The organism is Stenotrophomonas sp. GD03654, assembly GCF_029845105.1.
Classification (GTDB): domain Bacteria; phylum Pseudomonadota; class Gammaproteobacteria; order Xanthomonadales; family Xanthomonadaceae; genus Stenotrophomonas; species Stenotrophomonas africana.
The window spans coordinates 1-17,489 of record NZ_JAOCLC010000062.1 but is presented as its reverse complement, the minus strand read 5'-3'; the positions used below and the strand labels follow the sequence as shown (position 1 = coordinate 17,489).

The 17,489-nt window shown below is 67.1% G+C and carries 18 protein-coding genes; 12 read left to right on the top strand and 6 right to left on the bottom strand.

Translation table 11 applies throughout. From position 1 onward, the window contains the following. The 5 genes from N5J73_RS19225 (at window position 1) to N5J73_RS19205 (ending at window position 4,189) form a co-directional block, all read left to right on the top strand. Window positions 1–552, top strand: a complete 552-nt coding sequence (locus N5J73_RS19225) for a DUF3299 domain-containing protein (RefSeq protein ID WP_049448067.1) — start codon at window positions 1–3, stop codon at window positions 550–552. Continuing rightward, a complete protein-coding gene (locus N5J73_RS19220; RefSeq protein WP_049448068.1) occupies window positions 542–1,162 on the top strand; it encodes a DUF3299 domain-containing protein in 621 nt (206 codons plus the stop codon). Before N5J73_RS19225 ends, N5J73_RS19220 begins: the two co-directional genes overlap by 11 nt. After that, the gene (locus N5J73_RS19215; protein ID WP_049448069.1) at window positions 1,162–1,908 is read left to right on the top strand and encodes a hypothetical protein; all 747 of its coding nucleotides are present in this window, start codon (window positions 1,162–1,164) and stop codon (window positions 1,906–1,908) included. Before N5J73_RS19220 ends, N5J73_RS19215 begins: the two co-directional genes overlap by 1 nt. A gap of 183 nt (window positions 1,909–2,091) precedes the next feature. Next, window positions 2,092–3,624: an MFS transporter gene (locus N5J73_RS19210; protein WP_049448070.1), complete on the top strand. Its 1,533-nt coding sequence runs from the start codon at window positions 2,092–2,094 to the stop codon at window positions 3,622–3,624. A gap of 4 nt (window positions 3,625–3,628) precedes the next feature. Further along, window positions 3,629–4,189: a TetR/AcrR family transcriptional regulator gene (locus tag N5J73_RS19205; RefSeq protein WP_049448071.1), complete on the top strand. Its 561-nt coding sequence runs from the start codon at window positions 3,629–3,631 to the stop codon at window positions 4,187–4,189. Between the two features lie 93 nt (window positions 4,190–4,282). Here the strand turns inward: N5J73_RS19205 and N5J73_RS19200 are convergent, their stop codons facing one another. Further along, window positions 4,283–5,164 carry an AraC family transcriptional regulator gene (locus N5J73_RS19200; RefSeq protein WP_049448072.1) on the bottom strand — a complete coding sequence of 294 codons (882 nt, stop codon included), beginning with the start codon at window positions 5,162–5,164 and terminating at the stop codon, window positions 4,283–4,285. Between the two features lie 106 nt (window positions 5,165–5,270). Between N5J73_RS19200 and N5J73_RS19195 the strand changes: the two genes are divergently transcribed. Then, a complete protein-coding gene (locus tag N5J73_RS19195) occupies window positions 5,271–5,807 on the top strand; it encodes a peroxidase-related enzyme (RefSeq protein WP_049396107.1) in 537 nt (178 codons plus the stop codon). Between the two features lie 145 nt (window positions 5,808–5,952). On the opposite strand, the gene fdhD is transcribed toward N5J73_RS19195, so the two are convergent. Next, window positions 5,953–6,792: a formate dehydrogenase accessory sulfurtransferase FdhD gene (gene fdhD, locus N5J73_RS19190; protein WP_099589118.1), complete on the bottom strand. Its 840-nt coding sequence runs from the start codon at window positions 6,790–6,792 to the stop codon at window positions 5,953–5,955. Between the two features lie 244 nt (window positions 6,793–7,036). Between fdhD and N5J73_RS19185 the strand changes: the two genes are divergently transcribed. The 3 genes from N5J73_RS19185 to N5J73_RS19175 all read left to right on the top strand — a co-directional run bounded on the left by N5J73_RS19185 (window position 7,037) and on the right by N5J73_RS19175 (window position 10,335). Continuing rightward, on the top strand, window positions 7,037–9,322 hold the full coding sequence (locus N5J73_RS19185) for an FdhF/YdeP family oxidoreductase (RefSeq protein WP_049448074.1): 2,286 nt from the start codon (window positions 7,037–7,039) through the stop codon (window positions 9,320–9,322). A gap of 25 nt (window positions 9,323–9,347) precedes the next feature. After that, the gene (locus N5J73_RS19180; protein WP_049448075.1) at window positions 9,348–9,689 is read left to right on the top strand and encodes a hypothetical protein; all 342 of its coding nucleotides are present in this window, start codon (window positions 9,348–9,350) and stop codon (window positions 9,687–9,689) included. A 115-nt stretch (window positions 9,690–9,804) separates the two neighbouring features. Further along, window positions 9,805–10,335, top strand: coding sequence for a DUF411 domain-containing protein (locus N5J73_RS19175; protein WP_080354915.1), 531 nt, complete (start codon window positions 9,805–9,807; stop codon window positions 10,333–10,335). A gap of 125 nt (window positions 10,336–10,460) precedes the next feature. On the opposite strand, the gene blaL1 is transcribed toward N5J73_RS19175, so the two are convergent. The 4 genes from blaL1 to N5J73_RS19155 form a co-directional block, all read right to left on the bottom strand. After that, window positions 10,461–11,333 (bottom strand): L1 family subclass B3 metallo-beta-lactamase, encoded by an 873-nt coding sequence (gene blaL1 / locus N5J73_RS19170; RefSeq protein WP_049448076.1) that lies wholly within the window; start codon window positions 11,331–11,333, stop codon window positions 10,461–10,463. A 95-nt stretch (window positions 11,334–11,428) separates the two neighbouring features. Further along, window positions 11,429–13,864 (bottom strand): TonB-dependent receptor, encoded by a 2,436-nt coding sequence (locus N5J73_RS19165; protein WP_049448077.1) that lies wholly within the window; start codon window positions 13,862–13,864, stop codon window positions 11,429–11,431. Between the two features lie 71 nt (window positions 13,865–13,935). Further along, complete coding sequence (locus N5J73_RS19160) at window positions 13,936–14,772, bottom strand: FecR domain-containing protein (protein WP_049448079.1); 837 nt, start codon at window positions 14,770–14,772, stop codon at window positions 13,936–13,938. Then, window positions 14,769–15,293 (bottom strand): RNA polymerase sigma factor, encoded by a 525-nt coding sequence (locus tag N5J73_RS19155; protein WP_049448080.1) that lies wholly within the window; start codon window positions 15,291–15,293, stop codon window positions 14,769–14,771. The genes N5J73_RS19160 and N5J73_RS19155 overlap by 4 nt, the downstream gene beginning before the upstream one ends. 202 nt (window positions 15,294–15,495) lie before the next feature. Here N5J73_RS19155 and N5J73_RS19150 point away from each other — a divergent pair, with 202 nt between their 5' ends. The 3 genes from N5J73_RS19150 to N5J73_RS19140 all read left to right on the top strand — a co-directional run bounded on the left by N5J73_RS19150 (window position 15,496) and on the right by N5J73_RS19140 (window position 17,464). Continuing rightward, window positions 15,496–15,762 carry a hypothetical protein gene (locus tag N5J73_RS19150; protein ID WP_049448081.1) on the top strand — a complete coding sequence of 89 codons (267 nt, stop codon included), beginning with the start codon at window positions 15,496–15,498 and terminating at the stop codon, window positions 15,760–15,762. Between the two features lie 9 nt (window positions 15,763–15,771). Further along, window positions 15,772–16,944, top strand: a complete 1,173-nt coding sequence (locus N5J73_RS19145; protein WP_049448082.1) for a low temperature requirement protein A — start codon at window positions 15,772–15,774, stop codon at window positions 16,942–16,944. Between the two features lie 85 nt (window positions 16,945–17,029). Next, the gene (locus N5J73_RS19140; protein WP_049448098.1) at window positions 17,030–17,464 is read left to right on the top strand and encodes an EamA family transporter; all 435 of its coding nucleotides are present in this window, start codon (window positions 17,030–17,032) and stop codon (window positions 17,462–17,464) included. The last annotated feature ends 25 nt before the right edge of the window (window positions 17,465–17,489 follow it).

Below are 17,489 nucleotides of genomic sequence, written 5' to 3'. Positions count from 1 at the left end.
ATGCGCTGGATGCTGTCACTGCTGATCGTGCTGTCATTGGTCGCCTGTGAGCGTCCCGTGGATACCGGCGTACAGGCCCTGCCGCCCTCGCCGGTTGTTGACCGCGATGACCCTGCAGACGCTGCGGAACAGGAACTGGACTGGCTGCAGATGATGCCCAAGGACGAGCTGGCCGCACTGGAGCGGGGCGAGGGCCCGGAGGTCGAGCACAACGGCAACCGGCGCATGCCGCAGTTCGGCACCTTCCGCACGGTGGACACGGTACTGCAGCGGCCGGTGCGCCTGCCGGGCTACGTGGTGCCGCTGGCCAACGCGCAGGACGGCCGGCTGAGCGAATTCCTGTTCGTGCCGTACTACGGCGCCTGCATCCACGTGCCACCACCACCACCGAACCAGATCGTACACGTGGTGCTGCCACGCCCGATCGAGATGCCGGACATGTACTCGCCGTTCTTCCTGGCGGGCACCCTGAGCGCCGAACGGTTGGATGACGATCTGGCCGGTTCGGCCTACACCATGCGTGACGCACAGCTGAGGCCCTATGAACCGTAGTCACCTGTTGCTGGCGTTGGGATGCCTGTGGTTGGCGGGCTGCACCGGGTCAGGCGGCGATGCCGTGGTGGCCACGCCGGAGGGCAAACCGGCGCCCTCCGCCACGGCCGATGCCCGCATTGACCGTTGGGACGCGTTGCGACCCGACGAAGTGACCTACCAGCGCCCACCCCCGCAGATCGGCCTGTCACGCAATGGGATGGAGGGCGTGGGCGGCCTGATCGACGACACCGGCTCGGGCACGCCACCGGGGCTGGAGATCGACCATTCAAGCGCGGACCGCGCCAAGCAGTTCGGCTCTTCGCGCGTGGTCGATGCTGTCGATGGCCGCGCGGTGGATCTGGATGGCTACGTGGTGCCGCTCGGCACCAACGATGCAGGATTGGTGGATGAACTGCTGTTCGTGCCGTTCTACGGTGCCTGCATCCACGTGCCGCCGCCGCCACCCAATCAGATCATCCACGTGACCCTGGCGACACCGATCGCGCTGGGCGATCTGTGGGATCCGTACCGGCTTGCCGGCCGCCTGCAGGTGAAGCGTTTTGACGCGGACATCGCCAGCGCGTCCTACGATGCCGCGGCGGCGACGCTGACGGCGATCCGCAACTGATGCGCAGGCGATGGATCATGGCTGCCGGGGTACTGCTGGGCGCGTTGGTGCTGCTGGTGTGGTGGCAGCGGCAGCGCGCACCCACCGCGCCGCCGGCGGTCGCGTTTCCGGCACCGGCGCCCGATGCCAGGCAGCGCATCGAACAGCGCCTGGGTGACGACCACGCGTTTCGCAACGACGTGCTGTTCCTGCTCGCGGCGACATTGCGCGACCGCTGCCAGCCGGCGCAGGCGGGGCTGCTGGCGCGCATGGCCAATCGTGCATCGCTGCCGGTGCTGGCCGCAGTCAGCGCGGTGACCCAGCAGGACTCATCGCTGGACCGGCCGATCTACCAGTACATCCAGCACCGCGCCGATGCGACGCAGTGCGGGCAGCCGCTGAAGATGCCGCTGGCCGGTGGGCGCAGCATGGCCGTGGACATCGAACAGTATGCGCGCACGTTCCCGGACAGCTACTTCGACCCGCAACGCAGCAGTGAACCGCGGGATTTCGGTGGGCTGTCGCTGCAGCAGCGCGCCGGCAACGCCTGCAACAGCGTGGTGTATTCGGTGCTGCCGCTGGGTGGCACCGACTGGCGGTGCAGCAGCCTGCGCGCGAATGCGCGGGCGCGCGTGCGCGGGCTGTGCGAGGACGAATTGCGGCGCCAGCATGGGAGTACAGGTGGGGAGCTGGACACGGCCGTCGGGCAAGGCATGCAGGCGGCGGTGGTATCGGCGATCGCCGCGCTGCCGGAAGACTGCCGATAGAGGTGCTCCAGTAGCGCCAGGCCATGCCAGTCCCGTTTCAGTAGAGCCAGGCCATGCCTGGCTGACCGTTCAGTCGAGCAAGCTCGCCTCTACAAAAGCTGAATCGGCTGATCCAGAAGGCCATAACTGTACAGGACATCCTGTATAGTTATGGCCGTACTCTACCCCCCATCAGGTTCTCCCATGGCTTTGTCCCAGCCATTGGCCGGTGCTCCGGCCCTGTCGCGCGCCCGTCGCTGGGCACTGTTGTTCACCGTCGCCGCTGGCCTGCTGCTGGTCACGCTCGACAACTCCGTGCTCTACACCGCGCTGCCCACCCTTACCGAAGAACTCTCGGCCAGTGCTGGCCAGGCGCTGTGGATCATCAACGCCTATCCGCTGGTGATGGCGGGCCTGCTGCTGGGCGCGGGCACGCTGGGCGACCGCATCGGTCACCGGCGCATGTTCCTGATCGGCCTGGTGGTGTTCGGCGTCGCCTCGCTGGCAGCGGCGTTCGCCGACACCGCAACGCAGCTGATTGCCGCGCGTGCATTCCTGGCGATCGGTGCGGCGGCGATGATGCCGGCCACGTTGGCGTTGATCGGACTGAGCTTCCACGAAGACCGCGAACGCAACATCGCCATCGCGATCTGGGGTTCGGTGGCCATCGTCGGTGCGGCGCTCGGCCCAATCATTGGCGGCTGGCTGCTGCAGCACTTCTGGTGGGGCTCGGTGTTCCTGATCAACGTGCCGGTGGTGGTGGTCGCGTTCGTGGCCACGCTGCTGCTGGCACCGGAAGGCCAGCGCGACACCTCGCGGCCATGGGACCTGGTGTCCTCAGTTCTGGCATTGGCTGCACTGTCCGGCCTGGTGCTGGCGATCAAGTCGCTGATCGCAACGCCGCCGTCGTATGCGCTGGGCGCAGGCGCGCTGCTGTTGGCCGTCATCAGCGGTGCGGCGTTCGCGCGCCGCCAGCAGCAGTTGCCGTACCCGCTGCTGGATTTTGCGATCTTCCGCAACCCGGCGTTCCTGGCCGGCACGCTGTCGGCGGTGTTCACCCTGTTCGCGATGGCCGGCCTGCAACTGGTCACCACCCAGCGCTTCCAGCTGGTGGCAGGCTTTACGCCGCTGCAGGCGGGCCTGCTGGTATCGGTGGCGGCGCTGGGCAGCCTGCCCAGTGCGCTGCTGGGTGGCAGCATCCTGCACCGGGTGGGCCTGCGCCCGCTGATCTGCGGCGGCCTGGCGGCAGGTGCGCTGGGCGTCGGCGTGGTGGCGTTCGGTTTTCCGCATGGCCTCGGTTGGGTGGTGGCTGGCATGGCCATCACCGGCTTCGGCATGGGTTCGGCCATCTCGGTGGCGTCCACTGCCATCCTCAATAACGTGCCGGCGCACCGCGCGGGCATGGCGTCTTCGGTGGAAGAAGTGTCCTATGAGTTCGGTGGCCTGCTGGCGGTGGCGATGCTGGGCAGCCTGAGTGCAGCGATGTACAGCGCGTTCCTGCCGGTCTCGGCAGACATGCCCGCGTTTGCCCGCGAGGGTTTCACCCAGGCGCTGCATGCCGCGCGCGAGAGCGGGCAGGGCGAGTGGTTCGCACTGGCTGCGGCCGCGTATGACCGTGGCTACCAGATCGTGCTGCTGGTGATCACGGCGGTCCTGGCGATGGGCGCGACGATCCTGGCGCGCCTGCTGCGGGGCCGCGTTGGCAGCCGCGGGGGCGCGGCCGATCGCGTAAAATGAGGCAATGAGAACCAGCAAGCGCGACCGCATCCTCGACGCCGCCGTCAACGTGATCAATCGTGACGGCGTGCGTGCGGTGACCTTCGAGTCGGTGGCGGCCGAGGCCAAGCTGACCCGCGGCGGCCTGCTGTACCACTTCCCTTCGCGCGAGGCGCTGCTGCGCGGGATCGACGAGCACCTGGTGCAGGCCTGGGAAACGTCGATGGAAACGCTGCTCGGCAAGCGCGCGGATGAAGCGACGGCATTGGAGCGCTACCAGACCTTCGTGCGTGTCTCGGCGCAGAGTGCCACCCGTGCCGAACTGATGTTCATGCTCGAATCGGCCGACCCGGACGCCGAGCGTCCCTGGGGGCCGGCGGTACGTCGCTGGGCTCCGCTACCGCCGGAGGCAGGTGCAGCGGAAGACAGCGCCGCGCTCGACAATTTCGTGGCGCGGCTGGCCGCCGATGGCCTGTGGATCTACGAGGCAATGTACGAAGGCCAGCTGGACGAAGGCGTCCGTGCCCTGGTAGCCGAGCGCATCGCCGGGCTGCTGGCGAAGTCTGATGGATCGCCGCACTTGTAGAGTCGACTGTTAGTCGACTGCTCTTCGCTCAGACAACGAAACCCCGCGCTTCGCGCGATAGTCGACTGACAGTCGACTCTACTCCTCAGCCGTTCACCCAACCTGCGCTGCGCTCGCGGCCAGCCACGCCCGCGGCGATGCCCCCAGCCGCTTGCGGAACGCCTTCGACAGCGAGGCGGTATCGGCGAACCCCACCTCGATCGCCACCTGCTTGACCGCCACGCCGGCCCGCAGCTGCGCGCAGGCCAGGCTCAGCCGCCAGTCCAGCAGGTAGCTGGCTGGCGTCGCCTGCATCACGTCCTTGAACACGGCCGCGAACGCGCTCCGCGACATGCCGGCAGTCGCGGCCATGCGCGGCAGCGTCCATTCGTCCTGCGGTGCCTGGTGCATCGCCACCAGCGTGCGGGCCAGCCGCGCATCGGACAGCCCGCGCATCAGCCCATGGCTGACGCCCGCCGCATCCGGGTGGTCCACCACCCAGCGCAGGATCTGGATCAGCGCCACCTCGAACAGGCGGTTGGTCAGCAGCCGTGACCCGCAGCGCTGGCGATCGGCCTCGGCGAACAGCAGGTGCAGGGTGTCATCCAGTTCGCCGATCGCGGCCAGCGGCACCACCATCACCGGTGGCAGCGACTGCACGATCGGATTGCGCGCGCCGCCATCGAAATCCAGCGTGGCGCAGGTGAAATCCGGACCATCCAGCGGTGCATTGAAGAACACATGGTGCACCGGCTGCGGATACAGCAGCAGGCTGGGTGTGTCGATCTTCAACCGGGGCAGCGCGATATCGCCGTCGGGATGACGGACCTCCATTTCACCCTGGCGCAGGATGTGCAGGAAGGCACGACCGGGCTGCGGCTCGAAGACATGGTGGCCGCACAGCGGACCGCTGTGAAACAGCGCGGCCTGCACCCGGAAGCGTTCCAACAGGGAGGAGAGACGGTCGGGTGCGGAAGTGTCTGTGGGTAGGCTCATGGATGAATGGACAACATGTGTGGCGAATTACGCCTGATGCGTCCACGGAGTCTACCTACGATGAGCGGGTCGTCCAATCCCGGGCGCTTTCCCAAGGAGATCCACCATGTCCCGTGTCCCCCTGATCGATGCCGCCAACACCACCGCCGACCGCCAGGCCCTGCTGGGTCAGGTCCACGCTGCCTTCGGCGCCACCCCGGCCATGTTCCGCGCCGTGGCCAACTCGCCAGCCGCCCTGCAGAGCATGTGGGGTTCGTTCGGCGCGCTGGGCGGCGGTCGCCTGTCGCCGCTGCTGGGTGAGCAGATCGCCGTCGCCATCGCCAACCGCAACGCCTGCGAATACTGCCTGGCCGCCCACACCGCGCTGGGCCGCAAGGCCGGTGCCAGCAGCGAGCAGATGGCCGCCGCGCAGATCGGCCAGTCCAGCGATCCGGCCACCTCGGCGGCATTGGACTTCGCGCTGAAGGTGGTCGAGCAGCGTGCGCAGATCGCCGACGGTGATGTGCAGGCGCTGCGTGCGGCTGGCTTCGATGACGAGCAGATCGTTGAGATCCTCGCCCACGTGGCGCTCAACCTGTTCACCAACTACGTCAACGTAGCGTTCGACGTACCGGTGGACTTCCCGAAGGTCGCGCTGCGCTGAGATGCGGTTCGGCCCGGGTGGCAGCGGGTCGCCCGGGCCGGTCTGAATGGAGCCGACCGGGTAGACTCGACTGTCAGTCGTCCATCGCGCGCAGCGTGGGGTTTTCGGGGGGGCTGAACGAAGAGCAGTCGACTGACAGTCGACTCTACTTGTCGTCCGCCTGCAGCCGCTCGGGATGGGTATACACATTGAACCCGCTCTCCCGTGCGAACCCGACCAGGCACAGGCCTGCACCGCGGGCCAGGTCGATCGCCAGCGCGGTCGGTGCCGAGACTGCGGCCAGCACGCTGGCACCGGCGCGCACCGCCTTGCTGACCATTTCGTAGCTGGCCCGGCTGGAAATCACCAGCAGGCCGCCTTCAATGGCGTGTTCGTTGTGGTGCAGCGCGCCGATCAGCTTGTCCAGCGCATTGTGGCGACCGACGTCCTCGCGCACCCAGCCGATCCGCCCGCTGGCATCGGCCCAGGCCGCGGCGTGGGTGGAGCCGCTTACCGCATTCATCGGCTGGTGCTGCGCCAAGGTGGCCAACGCCCGTTGCAGGGCAGCAGCGGAATAGCTGCGGCGCTCGCGGATCTGTGGCAGTGGGCGCAGCACCTCTTCCAGCTGGCGCGTGCCACACAGGCCACAGCCGCCACGGCCGGGCAGCAGGCGTCCATTGGCCGGGTCCAGGTTTGCGCCGGGCGCATCCTGGGCCACCGTCATCTGAAGCTCGATGCCTTCCAGCTGCGGGTGGACATCGATCGACAGCAGCTGCGCGGGCGCGTTGATCAGGCCTTCGCTGAGCGAAAAGCCGAGCGCGAAATCCTCCAGGTCGCACGGCGTGGCCATCATCACTGCAAAGGCAGCATCGTTGTAGCGCAGCGCCACCGGCACTTCTTCGGCCACCACGTCGACCTGCTGCTGTTGCGTGCCGCCGCGCCAGCGCTGCAACGGACGCTGGGCCGTGCCGGCAGGCGGGGTGTGCGGTGGGGGCGAATCAGGCATGCAGCGCGTCCGGGCTAGGGAGATACGCAGGTGGTGGACCACCCACGGCATCGAGAATAGCGCAGTGGCCATGCGCTGACGCAGGTGTAACCGTTGTCATGGCAGGCTGCGCTGAAAACAGGGTGCAGCCACTGGCGAAGCCGTGCAGGCCGTGTTTGACTGTGGGGCTGGCCGTGCGATTGAAGGCGCCGCCGGACTGCGATGTGCCCATTGTTGCCGCGTTCCTCCCGTAAGGTTCCCGAACATGTCCGAGCAGAAGCCGCCGCGTTACAAGCCCTACAACCAGCCCGCCGGTGGCTGGGGTGCCGCCGGCGCCACGGCCAAGGTGCTGCTGCAGCAGAGCGTGATCGGCAAGGGGTCGAAGGCGTTGCTGGCGATGAACCAGCCCGGCGGCTTCAAGTGCCCCAGTTGCGCGTTCCCTGACGCTGACGAACGCAAGAAGCTGGAGTTCTGCGAGAACGGCGCGAAGGCACTGGCCTGGGAAGCCACCCAGTTCCGCGCCGGCCGCGAACTGTTCGCCCGGTACACCGTGACCGAACTGATGGCGCAGACCGACTACTGGCTGGAGATGCAGGGCCGGCTGACCGAGCCGATGCGCTACGACGCAGCCACCGACCACTACGTGCCGTGCAGCTGGGACGATGCCTTCGCGCTGATCGGTCGCCACCTGCAGGCGCTGGACAGCCCGCACCAGGCCGAGTTCTACACGTCCGGCCGCACGCCCAACGAAGCCGCGTTCCTGTATTCGATCTTCGTGCGCGAGTTCGGCACCAATAATTTCCCGGACTGCTCGAACATGTGCCACGAGCCGACCAGCCGTGGCCTGCCGCCAGCCATCGGGGTGGGCAAGGGCACCATCGTGCTGCAGGATTTCGAGCATGCCGAGGCGATCTTCGTGATCGGGCAGAACACCGGCACCAATTCACCGCGGATGATGAGCAACCTGGTCGACGCGCGCAAACGTGGCATTCCGATCGTGGCGGTCAACCCGATGCCCGAGCGCGCGCTGATCCGTTTCGCCGAACCGCAGGACATGGTGCAGATGGCCACGTTCGGTTCGACCGAAATCACCAGCGAGTTCGTGCACATCCGCATCGGCGGCGACCTGGCCCTGATCAAGGGCATGATGAAGGTGATGTTCGAGCGCGAGGCGCAGGGCGAGCGCGTGCTCGACCATGATTTCCTGTCAGAACACACGGTGGGCCTGGAGGCGCTGCGCGAAGACGTGATGACGCAGGACTGGGATGAGATCGTGCAGGTGTCCGGCATTTCGCAGGCGCAGATCCGTCGCTGTGCGGAGATCTACATCCGCTCCAATGCCACCGTGATCTGCTACGGCATGGGGCTGACCCAGCACCAGTACGGCTCGCGCCTGCTGCAGCAGGTCGCCAACCTGCTGTTGCTGCGTGGCAATTTCGGCAAGCCCGGTGCTGGCATCGGGCCGATCCGGGGCCATTCCAATGTGCAGGGCGACCGCACCGTCGGCATCGACGAGAAGCCCAAACCGGCCTATCTGGACCGCGTGCAGCAGGTGTTCGGCTTCGACCCGCCGCGCGAGCATGGCCATCATGTGGTCGAATCCATCGAGGCGATGCTGGATGGCAGCGCCAAGGTGTTCATCGGTCTGGGTGGCAACTTCATCCATGCGGTGCCCGATACGCCGCGCGCGTACGAGGCAATGCGTGGGCTGGACCTGACCGTGGGCATCGCCACCAAGCTCAATCGCGGTCATCTTGTTCATGGCCGCGATGCGCTGATCCTGCCGGTGGTGGCGCGCTCGGAGCGCATCGTCACGCCGGCCGGCGAGCAGTTCGTCACCATTGAAGACGCGATGTCCAATGTGACCGCCTCGCGCGGTGTGCTCGAGCCGGTCAGTGCCGATGTGTTGCCCGAGGTCGAGATCGTCTGCCGCATGGCGATGGCCGCGCTGCCACGCAGCAAGGTTGACTGGGCAGGTTGCATGCATGACTACGCACCCATCCGTGAGCTGATCGCGGCCGTGTACCCGGAGATCTACACTGGCTTCAACGAGCGCATCCAGCAGCCGCATGGCTTCCATCTGGACATCCCGCCGCGCCGCCGCGTCTGGCCCACGCCCAATGGCAAGGCCAACATCCTGGTGATGTCTGGCCTGGACGTGGACGATCCCGTACACGATCCGGACATGCTGCGGCTGGCCACCGTGCGCTCGCATGACCAGTACAACACCACCATCTACAGCTACAACGACCGCTATCGCGGCGTGTACAACGATCGCATGGTGCTGTTCATGAACATCGAAGACCGGCTGGCGCACGGGCTGGACAAGGAAGCGCTGGTCAGCCTCGAGACGATCAGCGGCGATGGCGTGCAGCGGCGCATCGAGGGCCTGACGGTGCTGGACTACCCGATGCCGCGCGGCGCGCTGGCCGGCTACTACCCGGAACTGAACCCGTTGCTGCCGCTGGACTACTACGACCGTATCAGCGGCACGCCCGCCGCCAAGTCGATTCCGGTGCGGGTGCAGGCGATGGCGGCGGCGATTGCGTAGTGCGTGCATCGGCTATCATCGGCGTGTGAACCTGACTGATCTGCTGCTGCGTTGGATGTTGCTTGTCGCCCTGGTGCTGAATGCACCGGCACTGGCGCTCGCCGCGTCTTCGTACAGCGGCCCGGCCAGCCTGGAGCATTGCGCTGTACCGCATTCGGCCGCGATGGCGGCGGCGGGCTGTTGCGATGATGCGGCCCCGGCTGCCTGCCAGAGCGGTGAGTGCGAATGCCCGCCGGCCTGCCTCGGCATGCTGGCGACGTTGAACGGAACACCGGCCTCGCCCTGGCGCGAAGCGCCTGCTCCGGCCAGTACCCAGCAACGCGCATCGCCTCCGACGCCGGATCCGTTGCGTCCCCCCATCGCGTGACTCCCCGCAGGCCTCAAGCGCCTGCCTTGACTGCTCGACTTTCTCTCGACTCTGCCCGCGCCTTCGATGCGCGGGCGACGGGCCGCGTTGCCCGTCTTTGCAAAGGAATCACTCAATGAACCGTACGCTCTCCCTCGGCCTGCTGCTGGGCACCGTCTTGGCCACGACCGCCTGCGCTCGTGCCGCCGAAGAATCCTCCGTGGCACCGGTCGCCAGCGATGCGCCGGCCCAGGCAAGCCCGGCCAAGGTCGATCCGGCCTTGCCGGTGGCCGTCGTGCACAAGACCGCCAGCTGCGGTTGCTGCGGCATATGGGTCGACCACCTGAAGGCCGCCGGCTTCCAGGTCGATGTGCGCGACACCGATGACATGAATCCGATCAAGGTCCGGTTGGGTGTGCCGGTCGGCAAGGCGTCGTGCCATACCGCCGAGATTGGCGGGTATATGGTCGAGGGCCACATCCCGGCTGAGGACATCAAGCGCCTGCTGACCGAACGCCCGGCGGCGCGTGGGCTGGTGCTGCCCGGCATGCCGGCCGGTTCGCCGGGCATGGAAATGCCGGATGGCTACGTGCAGCCATACACCGTCGAGCTGGTGCGGACCGACGGCAGTACCGAGCCGTTTGCACAGCACGGGCAGGGCGGCTGATAGACGGTGGGTGCCGGTCAGGCTGACCGGCACCCTTCGATGCGCCTTGTGTAGAGCCGAGCCTATGCTCGGCTGTGTTCGGCCGGCAAGCCGAGCGTAGGCTCGGCTCTACAGGATTTGCAGAATCAGCGGTCCCCGGCCGTTTCCTTGGCCAGCTGCGCGTCGAATTTCTTCTCGGCCGCATCCGCGTAGGCGCTGCAGGTCAGTGCATTGGCGCTGGCCTTGCTGCCGGCGGCATAGTTCCAGTTGCTGGCACCCGGATGCGGGGTCAGCAGCAGATCGCAGGGCAGGCCGCGCACGGTGATGAAGCTGCGCTTGTAGTCCTCGATCAGGCGCGGATAGCGAGGGTTGCCCTTCAGCTGGTAACCCGGCGCGCTCAGGCTGTCGGCGTAGGCGATGCGCACCGGCTTGCCATCGCGGGTGTCGGTCCAGGTCCAGGCGGTGCTGCCCGGGGTATGCCCTGGCATGAAGTGCGCGGTGAATGTGATGCCGCCCACCGTGACCGCTTCACCATCCATGATGATCCGGTCGGCGCTGGCCGGCGGATACGTTATGCCGTCGGCAAAGTGCAGGTCGTTGCTACCGCCGCGCGCCAGCAGCACCGCCGATTCGGCATTGGCCGCCACATGCGCGCCGGTTCGACGCTTGAGCTCGGCGACCGGGCCGGCGTGGTCGGCATGCGCATGGCTGAGCAGGATCAATCGCAGGTCCTGCGGGGCCACGCCGCGCACCTTCATGTTGCTGATGAGGTGGCTGGCCATCTGCGGCATGCCGCCATCCAGCAGTACTGCGCCCTCGGCGGTCTGCACCAGCAGCGCAGTCAGGTCCTCGGTGCCGATCTGCCAGGTGTGGTCGGCAATCTGCAGCGGCGCCATCGGCTGCAGCCAGGAGGCATCCACGGTGTAGGCCCGCAGCTGTGGCAGCGGTGCCTCGGCGGCGCTGGCGTGCGCGGCCGGAAGAGCGACGGCCAGGGCGAAGGCGAGCAGGGTAAAACGCATGATTCACGTCCGCTTGAAGGAGGCCCAGAAACTAGCATGGGCCTCCTTCATCGCGTCTCGCATAGATTTCATGGCTCCCATAAGGACGCCATGGATCAGTACCGGTACTGCCACCCCAGCGTCAGCACCCGGCCGCGACCGGAGAAATAGCTCGGGTTCGACGGCGTGGTCTGCGAGTAGTAGCTGATGTACTGCTTGTCTGCCAGGTTCTGCACGCCCAGCGTGAAGGCATGCTTGTCCAGCGTGTAGCGCGCGACCAGATCCAAAGTGGTGTAATCCTTGAACTCGGCCACCCGCGCACCTCGCAGGTCGAAGTCTCGGTCGAAGGCATGGCTGGCCTGCAGGCGGGTGCTGAGCTGCGGCGTCCAGCTCTGTTCCCAGAACGCAGTCAACCGGTTCGGTGCGATGTTCACACCAGCCAGGTCGCTGTCGAGGCGACCGTCGACGTCGGCGTCGTAGCGGCCGTTGGCGCGTGCATAGCCCAGGCCGAGGCGGCTGTTGCCCAACCGCAGGCGCAGGTTGCTTTCAAAGCCTTCCACGCGGGTGGCCTGGCGCTGCACCGCATAGGCATCGATGCCCGGATCGTAGATCAGTACCGAGCCGAGCTTGGATTCGGAGGTGTAGTAGGCAATGTCACCGCTGAAGCGGCCATCGTCGTACTCCAGTCCGATCTCGCGGTTGTCAGACACTACCGGTGACAGGTCGATGAGGCTGTCCACGCGCTGGCCGTCGCGGTTGATCGCGCGCAGCACACGGCCGACGTCGGCTACGGTGTAGCCTTCCGAGTACGAGGCATAGGCGTTCAGGCGGTCGTTGATGTACCAGACCGCGCCGAAGTTGGGCAGGGTCTCGCTCATCGTCGGCTTGCCACCGGCCACCTTGCGTGCGCCGTAACGGGGCAGGGTGGTGTAGTCACCCACTTCCAGCTCGCCCTTTTCGTAACGCAGGCCGCCGGACAGCATCAGGTGATCGGTCGGCCACCAGTGCAGCTGCAGCAGCGGTGACAGGCTCTGGTAGGTGGTCTGAGGCACCCAGTTCATGCCACTGGCCAGCAGCACCTGGTGGGTGCGGTCGCGCAGGCCGTCCAGGCCCAGGGTCACGTCCAGCGTGGTGTCGGCGATGCGGCTCCAGCTCTGGGTCAGCTTGAAGCCGCGCTTGTCCGATTCATTCTGGGTCTGGTCCCAGGCGGCATTGGCGCCGGTGTTGCCCCACGGATCCCACTGGCTGGCACCGTAGCGGCCTTCGAAATCCACCGCGAAGGCCTGCGCCTGGAAACGGCCACCGAGCAGGTCGGCGGCGCTGTAGTCCACCGTCAGCGAACGCGAGCGGTTCATCGGCGGATCGAGCGGCGTATCACCGGGAACCGAAATGGTCGGGCGACCAGTCCGGTAGTCACCGTTGATGGCCAGATAGTTGTCCAGCCCGCGCAGTTCGTAGCGGTTGGCCATCACCTGCAGGCGGTGGCCTTCGGCAATGTTCCAGCCCAGCTTGGCGAATACGTTCGATGAGGTCGAGTCCATCAGCTCGCCCTGCGCGTTGGTGCCGATCGATCGGCCCTCGCCGTCGTGGTACAGGCCCTGCTTCTCATGGGCCAGGCCGGCGACCAGGTCGAACTGCTCACCACGCACGCCTACCAGGGCCGCGCCGCGCTGGCCATTGTCATCGTGGCGGCTGGGCAGGGCAGCGCTGTAGCTGACGTTGGTGTCCAGCAGGAACGCGCCCGGCTCACTGGGCGCGCTGCGGGTGATGATGTTGACGATGCCGCCGGTACCGCCGATGCCCTGCAGCGCATTGGCACCGTGGATGACCTCGATGCGCTCGATCATCGCCGGGTCGATGGTGTGCGAATCACGCGAGCCATCGCGCAGTGGCGTCGACTGCGGCACGCCGTCGACCATGTACAGGATGCCGCGGCCGCGCATGGTTTCGCCGTAGTTGGACATCTTCTCGCGCGCCGGGGCAAACGCCGGAATCTGTGACGACAGCACCCGCGACACATCCGAACCCAGCGCCAGCTGCTGGGCGATGTCCTCGCGGGTCAGCACCGTGATGGTATTGGGCATGGCCGTCTCGCCCTGCGGCATGCGCGCGGTCGAGGCCGAGACCGTGACGCGGGCCAGCGAGGTTGTCGTGGCAGATGACGGCGCTGATGACGCGGCCCGGGCCGGGGTGCGCGGCGTGGCCGGCGCGTGCGCTGGTGCGGCATTCACCACGAACACACCTGGCGAACGTTCCTGCATCGCCAGGCCCTGCCCGGCCAGCAGGCGCTGCAGGGCGTCGTGCGGGGTGTAACGGCCGTCGAGGGCGGGCGCATTGCGGCCGCTCACGCTGTCGGCTGCGAACAGCAGCTGGATGCCACTCTGCCGGGCAAGCGAGCTGAGCGAAGCCTGCAACGGGCCGGCCGGCAGATGCAGCTCGACGGGCGCGGAGGCAGCGGTCTGCGCCGTGGCGGGCAGGGCGGCACACAGGCAGGCAGCGAGCAGGGTGGGGGCCAGCCGGCGCAGGGCGGCAGGCGGAACAGGGCGGGTCATGCGGGGGGCCTTCGGAAGGGTTCAAGCACTTGCCGGATGGGACGGCGCGCAACCCACCCTCGGTGTGGCATTCAATCGCGGGCGCGCAGATGCAGGCTGCCATCGGAAGCGGCGTGCACCTGCACCGGCAGGATCTCGGGCAGCAGCGTGAGTACGGTCTCTGCGTGGTCGGCATCGAACACGCCCGACACCTGCAGAGGCCCCAGCGTTGGGTCATCCAATACGATGGGACGGTCGTGATAGCGCTGCAGGATGCGCAGGACCTCGCTCAGTGGCATGCGGTCGAACTGCAGACGTCCGGTGGTCCAGTCCGCCTGCTCTGGATCGATGACCTCCGGAGGAGACAGCGATCCACGCTGGGCCAACAGGCGCTGCCCTGGCTTCAGCCGCTGTTCGCTGTTGCCCTCGTCGACCCGTACGCCAACCTCGCCGCGCCACAGTGTCACCTCGCTCAGTTCACCCTGGCGGTCGACGTCGAACACCGTGCCGTAGTTGCGCACGTGGACCGGGCCGGCATCCACCTCGAAGCGCCGCCAGGTCGAGTGCTGTACCTCGAAGCGTGCCCGCCCTTGTTCCAGCAGTACCTGCCGGGAGCGTAGATGGCGGCGCACCTGTACGCGGGTGATCGCATCCAGCTGTACCCGACTGCCGTCGGCCAGGACGAGTTCGCGGCGTTCGCCCACGCCGGTCTGGTAGTCGCGGACCTGCCAGGCCGGGTCGGCCACGAACACGGCACCGGCCAGCACCAGCAACACGGGTAGTACCCGCTTCGCGCCGCCACCGCGGCGGCGCAGCGTTTCCGGCTCCGGCAGCGGGAAGCGTTGCTTCAGGGCGTCCCGATGCTGGTCCAGGACCTGGTCGGTAGTGGGAACCTCGGGCGGCGGCGGTGGTGCAGGTGTATTGCTCATTGCAGTGCTCCCTGCTGGCGGCAGTCGGCCATGGCCAGGCGCAGGTGGCGCTCAACCGCCTTCAGGCCGATGCCCATGCGGCGGGCAACCTCAGCCTGCGGCAGCTCATGGATCTTGTGCAGGATGAAGACCTGCTGGCGCCGGCAGGGCATGCGCTCGATGGTGGCGCTCAGGCGCTGCAAGGCCTGCTGTGCGTGCGCCTGCTGCTCGGGGCCTGGGCGTGGGCAGGCGTCATCGGGCAATTCGGCGCGCGTCTCCACCCAGTGCCGGCGCAGATCCTCGGCGCGGCAGCGGTCCACCGCCGCATCGTGGGCGATGCGCCGCAGCAGCGCGATGGGATGCCGTGCATCGTAGGCGGCCGGGCGTTCGAGCAGCCGCACGCAGACATCGTGCACCACTTCACGGGCCAGCCCTGGCGAACGGAAACGGCAGCGCAGGTACTCCACCAGTTCCTCGTAGTGGCGCACCAGCGAGGACACCAGCGGCAGCGCAGGAGGGTGTGGGGAAGGCAGCTGGGACATCCGGACCGGAAGCAAGGGCAATGGGCGGGCACGGGGAGGGCATCCCTGCGCGATGACGCAATACTAATGGGAACCGTTCGCGTTTGCCATGTGGCGCGGAGATCGGGATTGTTCGGCGGGGCTGGAAAGTGAAACCACGATCATCGGCTGGAGCGCAGAATCGGGCGCGGCTAGCCTGCCAGCAGGCTCAGGGAGATGGACCATGCACGTGCTTCTGGTGATGGTGGGTGGGGTGCTGTTGTTGGGGGTGTTCCTGCTCTTCGGGCGGCTGTGGAGCGTAGGCCAGTCACAGCTGCCCACGGCCCTGATCGCGTTCATCGCCACCTGGCTGCTGGTGACGGTGGCCAACATGTGGGTGGGCGTGAGCAGGGCCGGCTACGCCGTGCGGGAGGAACTGCCGATCCTGCTGCTGGTATTCGCCGTGCCGGCCTTGCTGGCCGGTCTGCTGTACTGGCGCCTGGCGCGCTGAAGGACGGTCATGAGCACACAACAGAGACTGCCTGCCCTGCGCCAGCGCGATGGCCACCACGCCCGCGTGACCTACGAAGAGCTGTTCTTCGACCTCGTTTACGTATTTGCGGTTACCCAGCTCAGCCACCATCTGCTGCATCACCTGGACCTGGCCGGCGTCATGCAGACCCTGGTGCTGTGGTTCGCGGTCTGGCTGGGCTGGCAGTACGCCTGCTGGGTCAGCAACTGGTTCGATCCGGAGGCGCCACGCATCCGCAGCCTGCTGTTCGTCACCATGCTGCTGGCGCTGCTGATGTCCTCGTCCATTCCCGAGGCCTTCGCTGATCGCGCCTGGGTCTTCGCGGGGGCCTACGCCACCATGCAGGTCGGGCGCACGGTGTTCGTGCTGCTGGAGGTCGGGCGCCGCCACCCGCTGGCGCCCAATTTCCGCCGCATGCTGGCGTGGGTAAGCGTGTCGGCCTGCTTCTGGCTGGCCGGCGCTGCAGCCGAGGGCAATCTACGCCTGGCGTTGTGGGCGGTGGCGGTGGCCTGCGAGTACATCTCGCCGATGTTCGGTTTCGCGTTTCCGGGGCTGGGCCGTTCGCACACCCGGGAGTGGACCATCGAAGGCGGGCACCTGGCCGAGCGTTGCCAGCTGTTCGTCATCGTCGCACTGGGTGAGACGTTGCTGGCCACTGGCGGCGTGCTCAGCGAGGTCGAGCACTGGAGCGGCGATGTGGTCTCGGCGGTGCTGGCCACCTTCGCCGGCACCATCGCCATGTGGTGGTTGTATTTCGGCATCTCCAGCCGCGATGCCACCGTGGCGATCACCCATTCCGAGGACCCCGGGCGGATGGGGGCCAACTTCCACTACGTGCATGCGCTGCTGATCGCCGGCATCATCGCCACCGCGGTCGGCAATGATCTGGTCATGGACCATCCTGGTGCGGCGGTGACCCCGGTCTACGCTGCGGTGCTGGTTGCCGGACCGTTGATCTACCTGCTTGGCAGCGCCTTGTACAAGCGCATTGTGTACGGGCGCGCCCCGTATTCGCATCTGGTCGGTGCAGTGGCGTTGGTCGTGTTGGGCGTGGTTCTGCCGCACATCCATCTGCTGGCCGCTGGCTGGCTGACCAGCGCGGTGCTGCTGGCGGTGGGCTTGATGGATACGCAGTTGAAGCGTCGCCTGCAGCGCGCATGATCCGCACGCGCCGTTGCTGTACTTGCGCGGGCGGGCGATGAGAGTAGCGTTGTCGGCCCCCCCTTTGAACCGGGAGCAGCACTTCATGCAGAACCTGCCGCAATGGTTGTTGTGGGCCGGACTGTCTGCCGTGTTCGCAGCGTTGACTGCGCTGTTCGCCAAGATTGGCGTCAAGGGCGTCGACTCGGACCTGGCCATGGCGATCCGCACCCTGGTGGTGGCCGCGGTGATCCTGCCGCTGGTGGTGGTCACCGGCAAATGGTCCAATCCGTTGCTGCTGCCGGGCCGCACCCAGCTGTTCCTGGTGCTGTCGGCACTGGCCACCGGCGCTTCATGGCTGTTCTATTTCCGCGCGCTGCAGAGTGGTGAGCTGGCCAAGGTCGCAGTGGTCGACAAATTCAGTGTGGTGCTGGTGATCGTGCTGGCCTACCTGCTGCTGGGCGAACGTCCGAACCTGCGGGAGTGGAGCGGCATCGGCCTTGTGCTGGCCGGGGTGATCGTACTGGCGACGAAGAAGTAGCAGCGTTCAAACCCATCAACGAGGG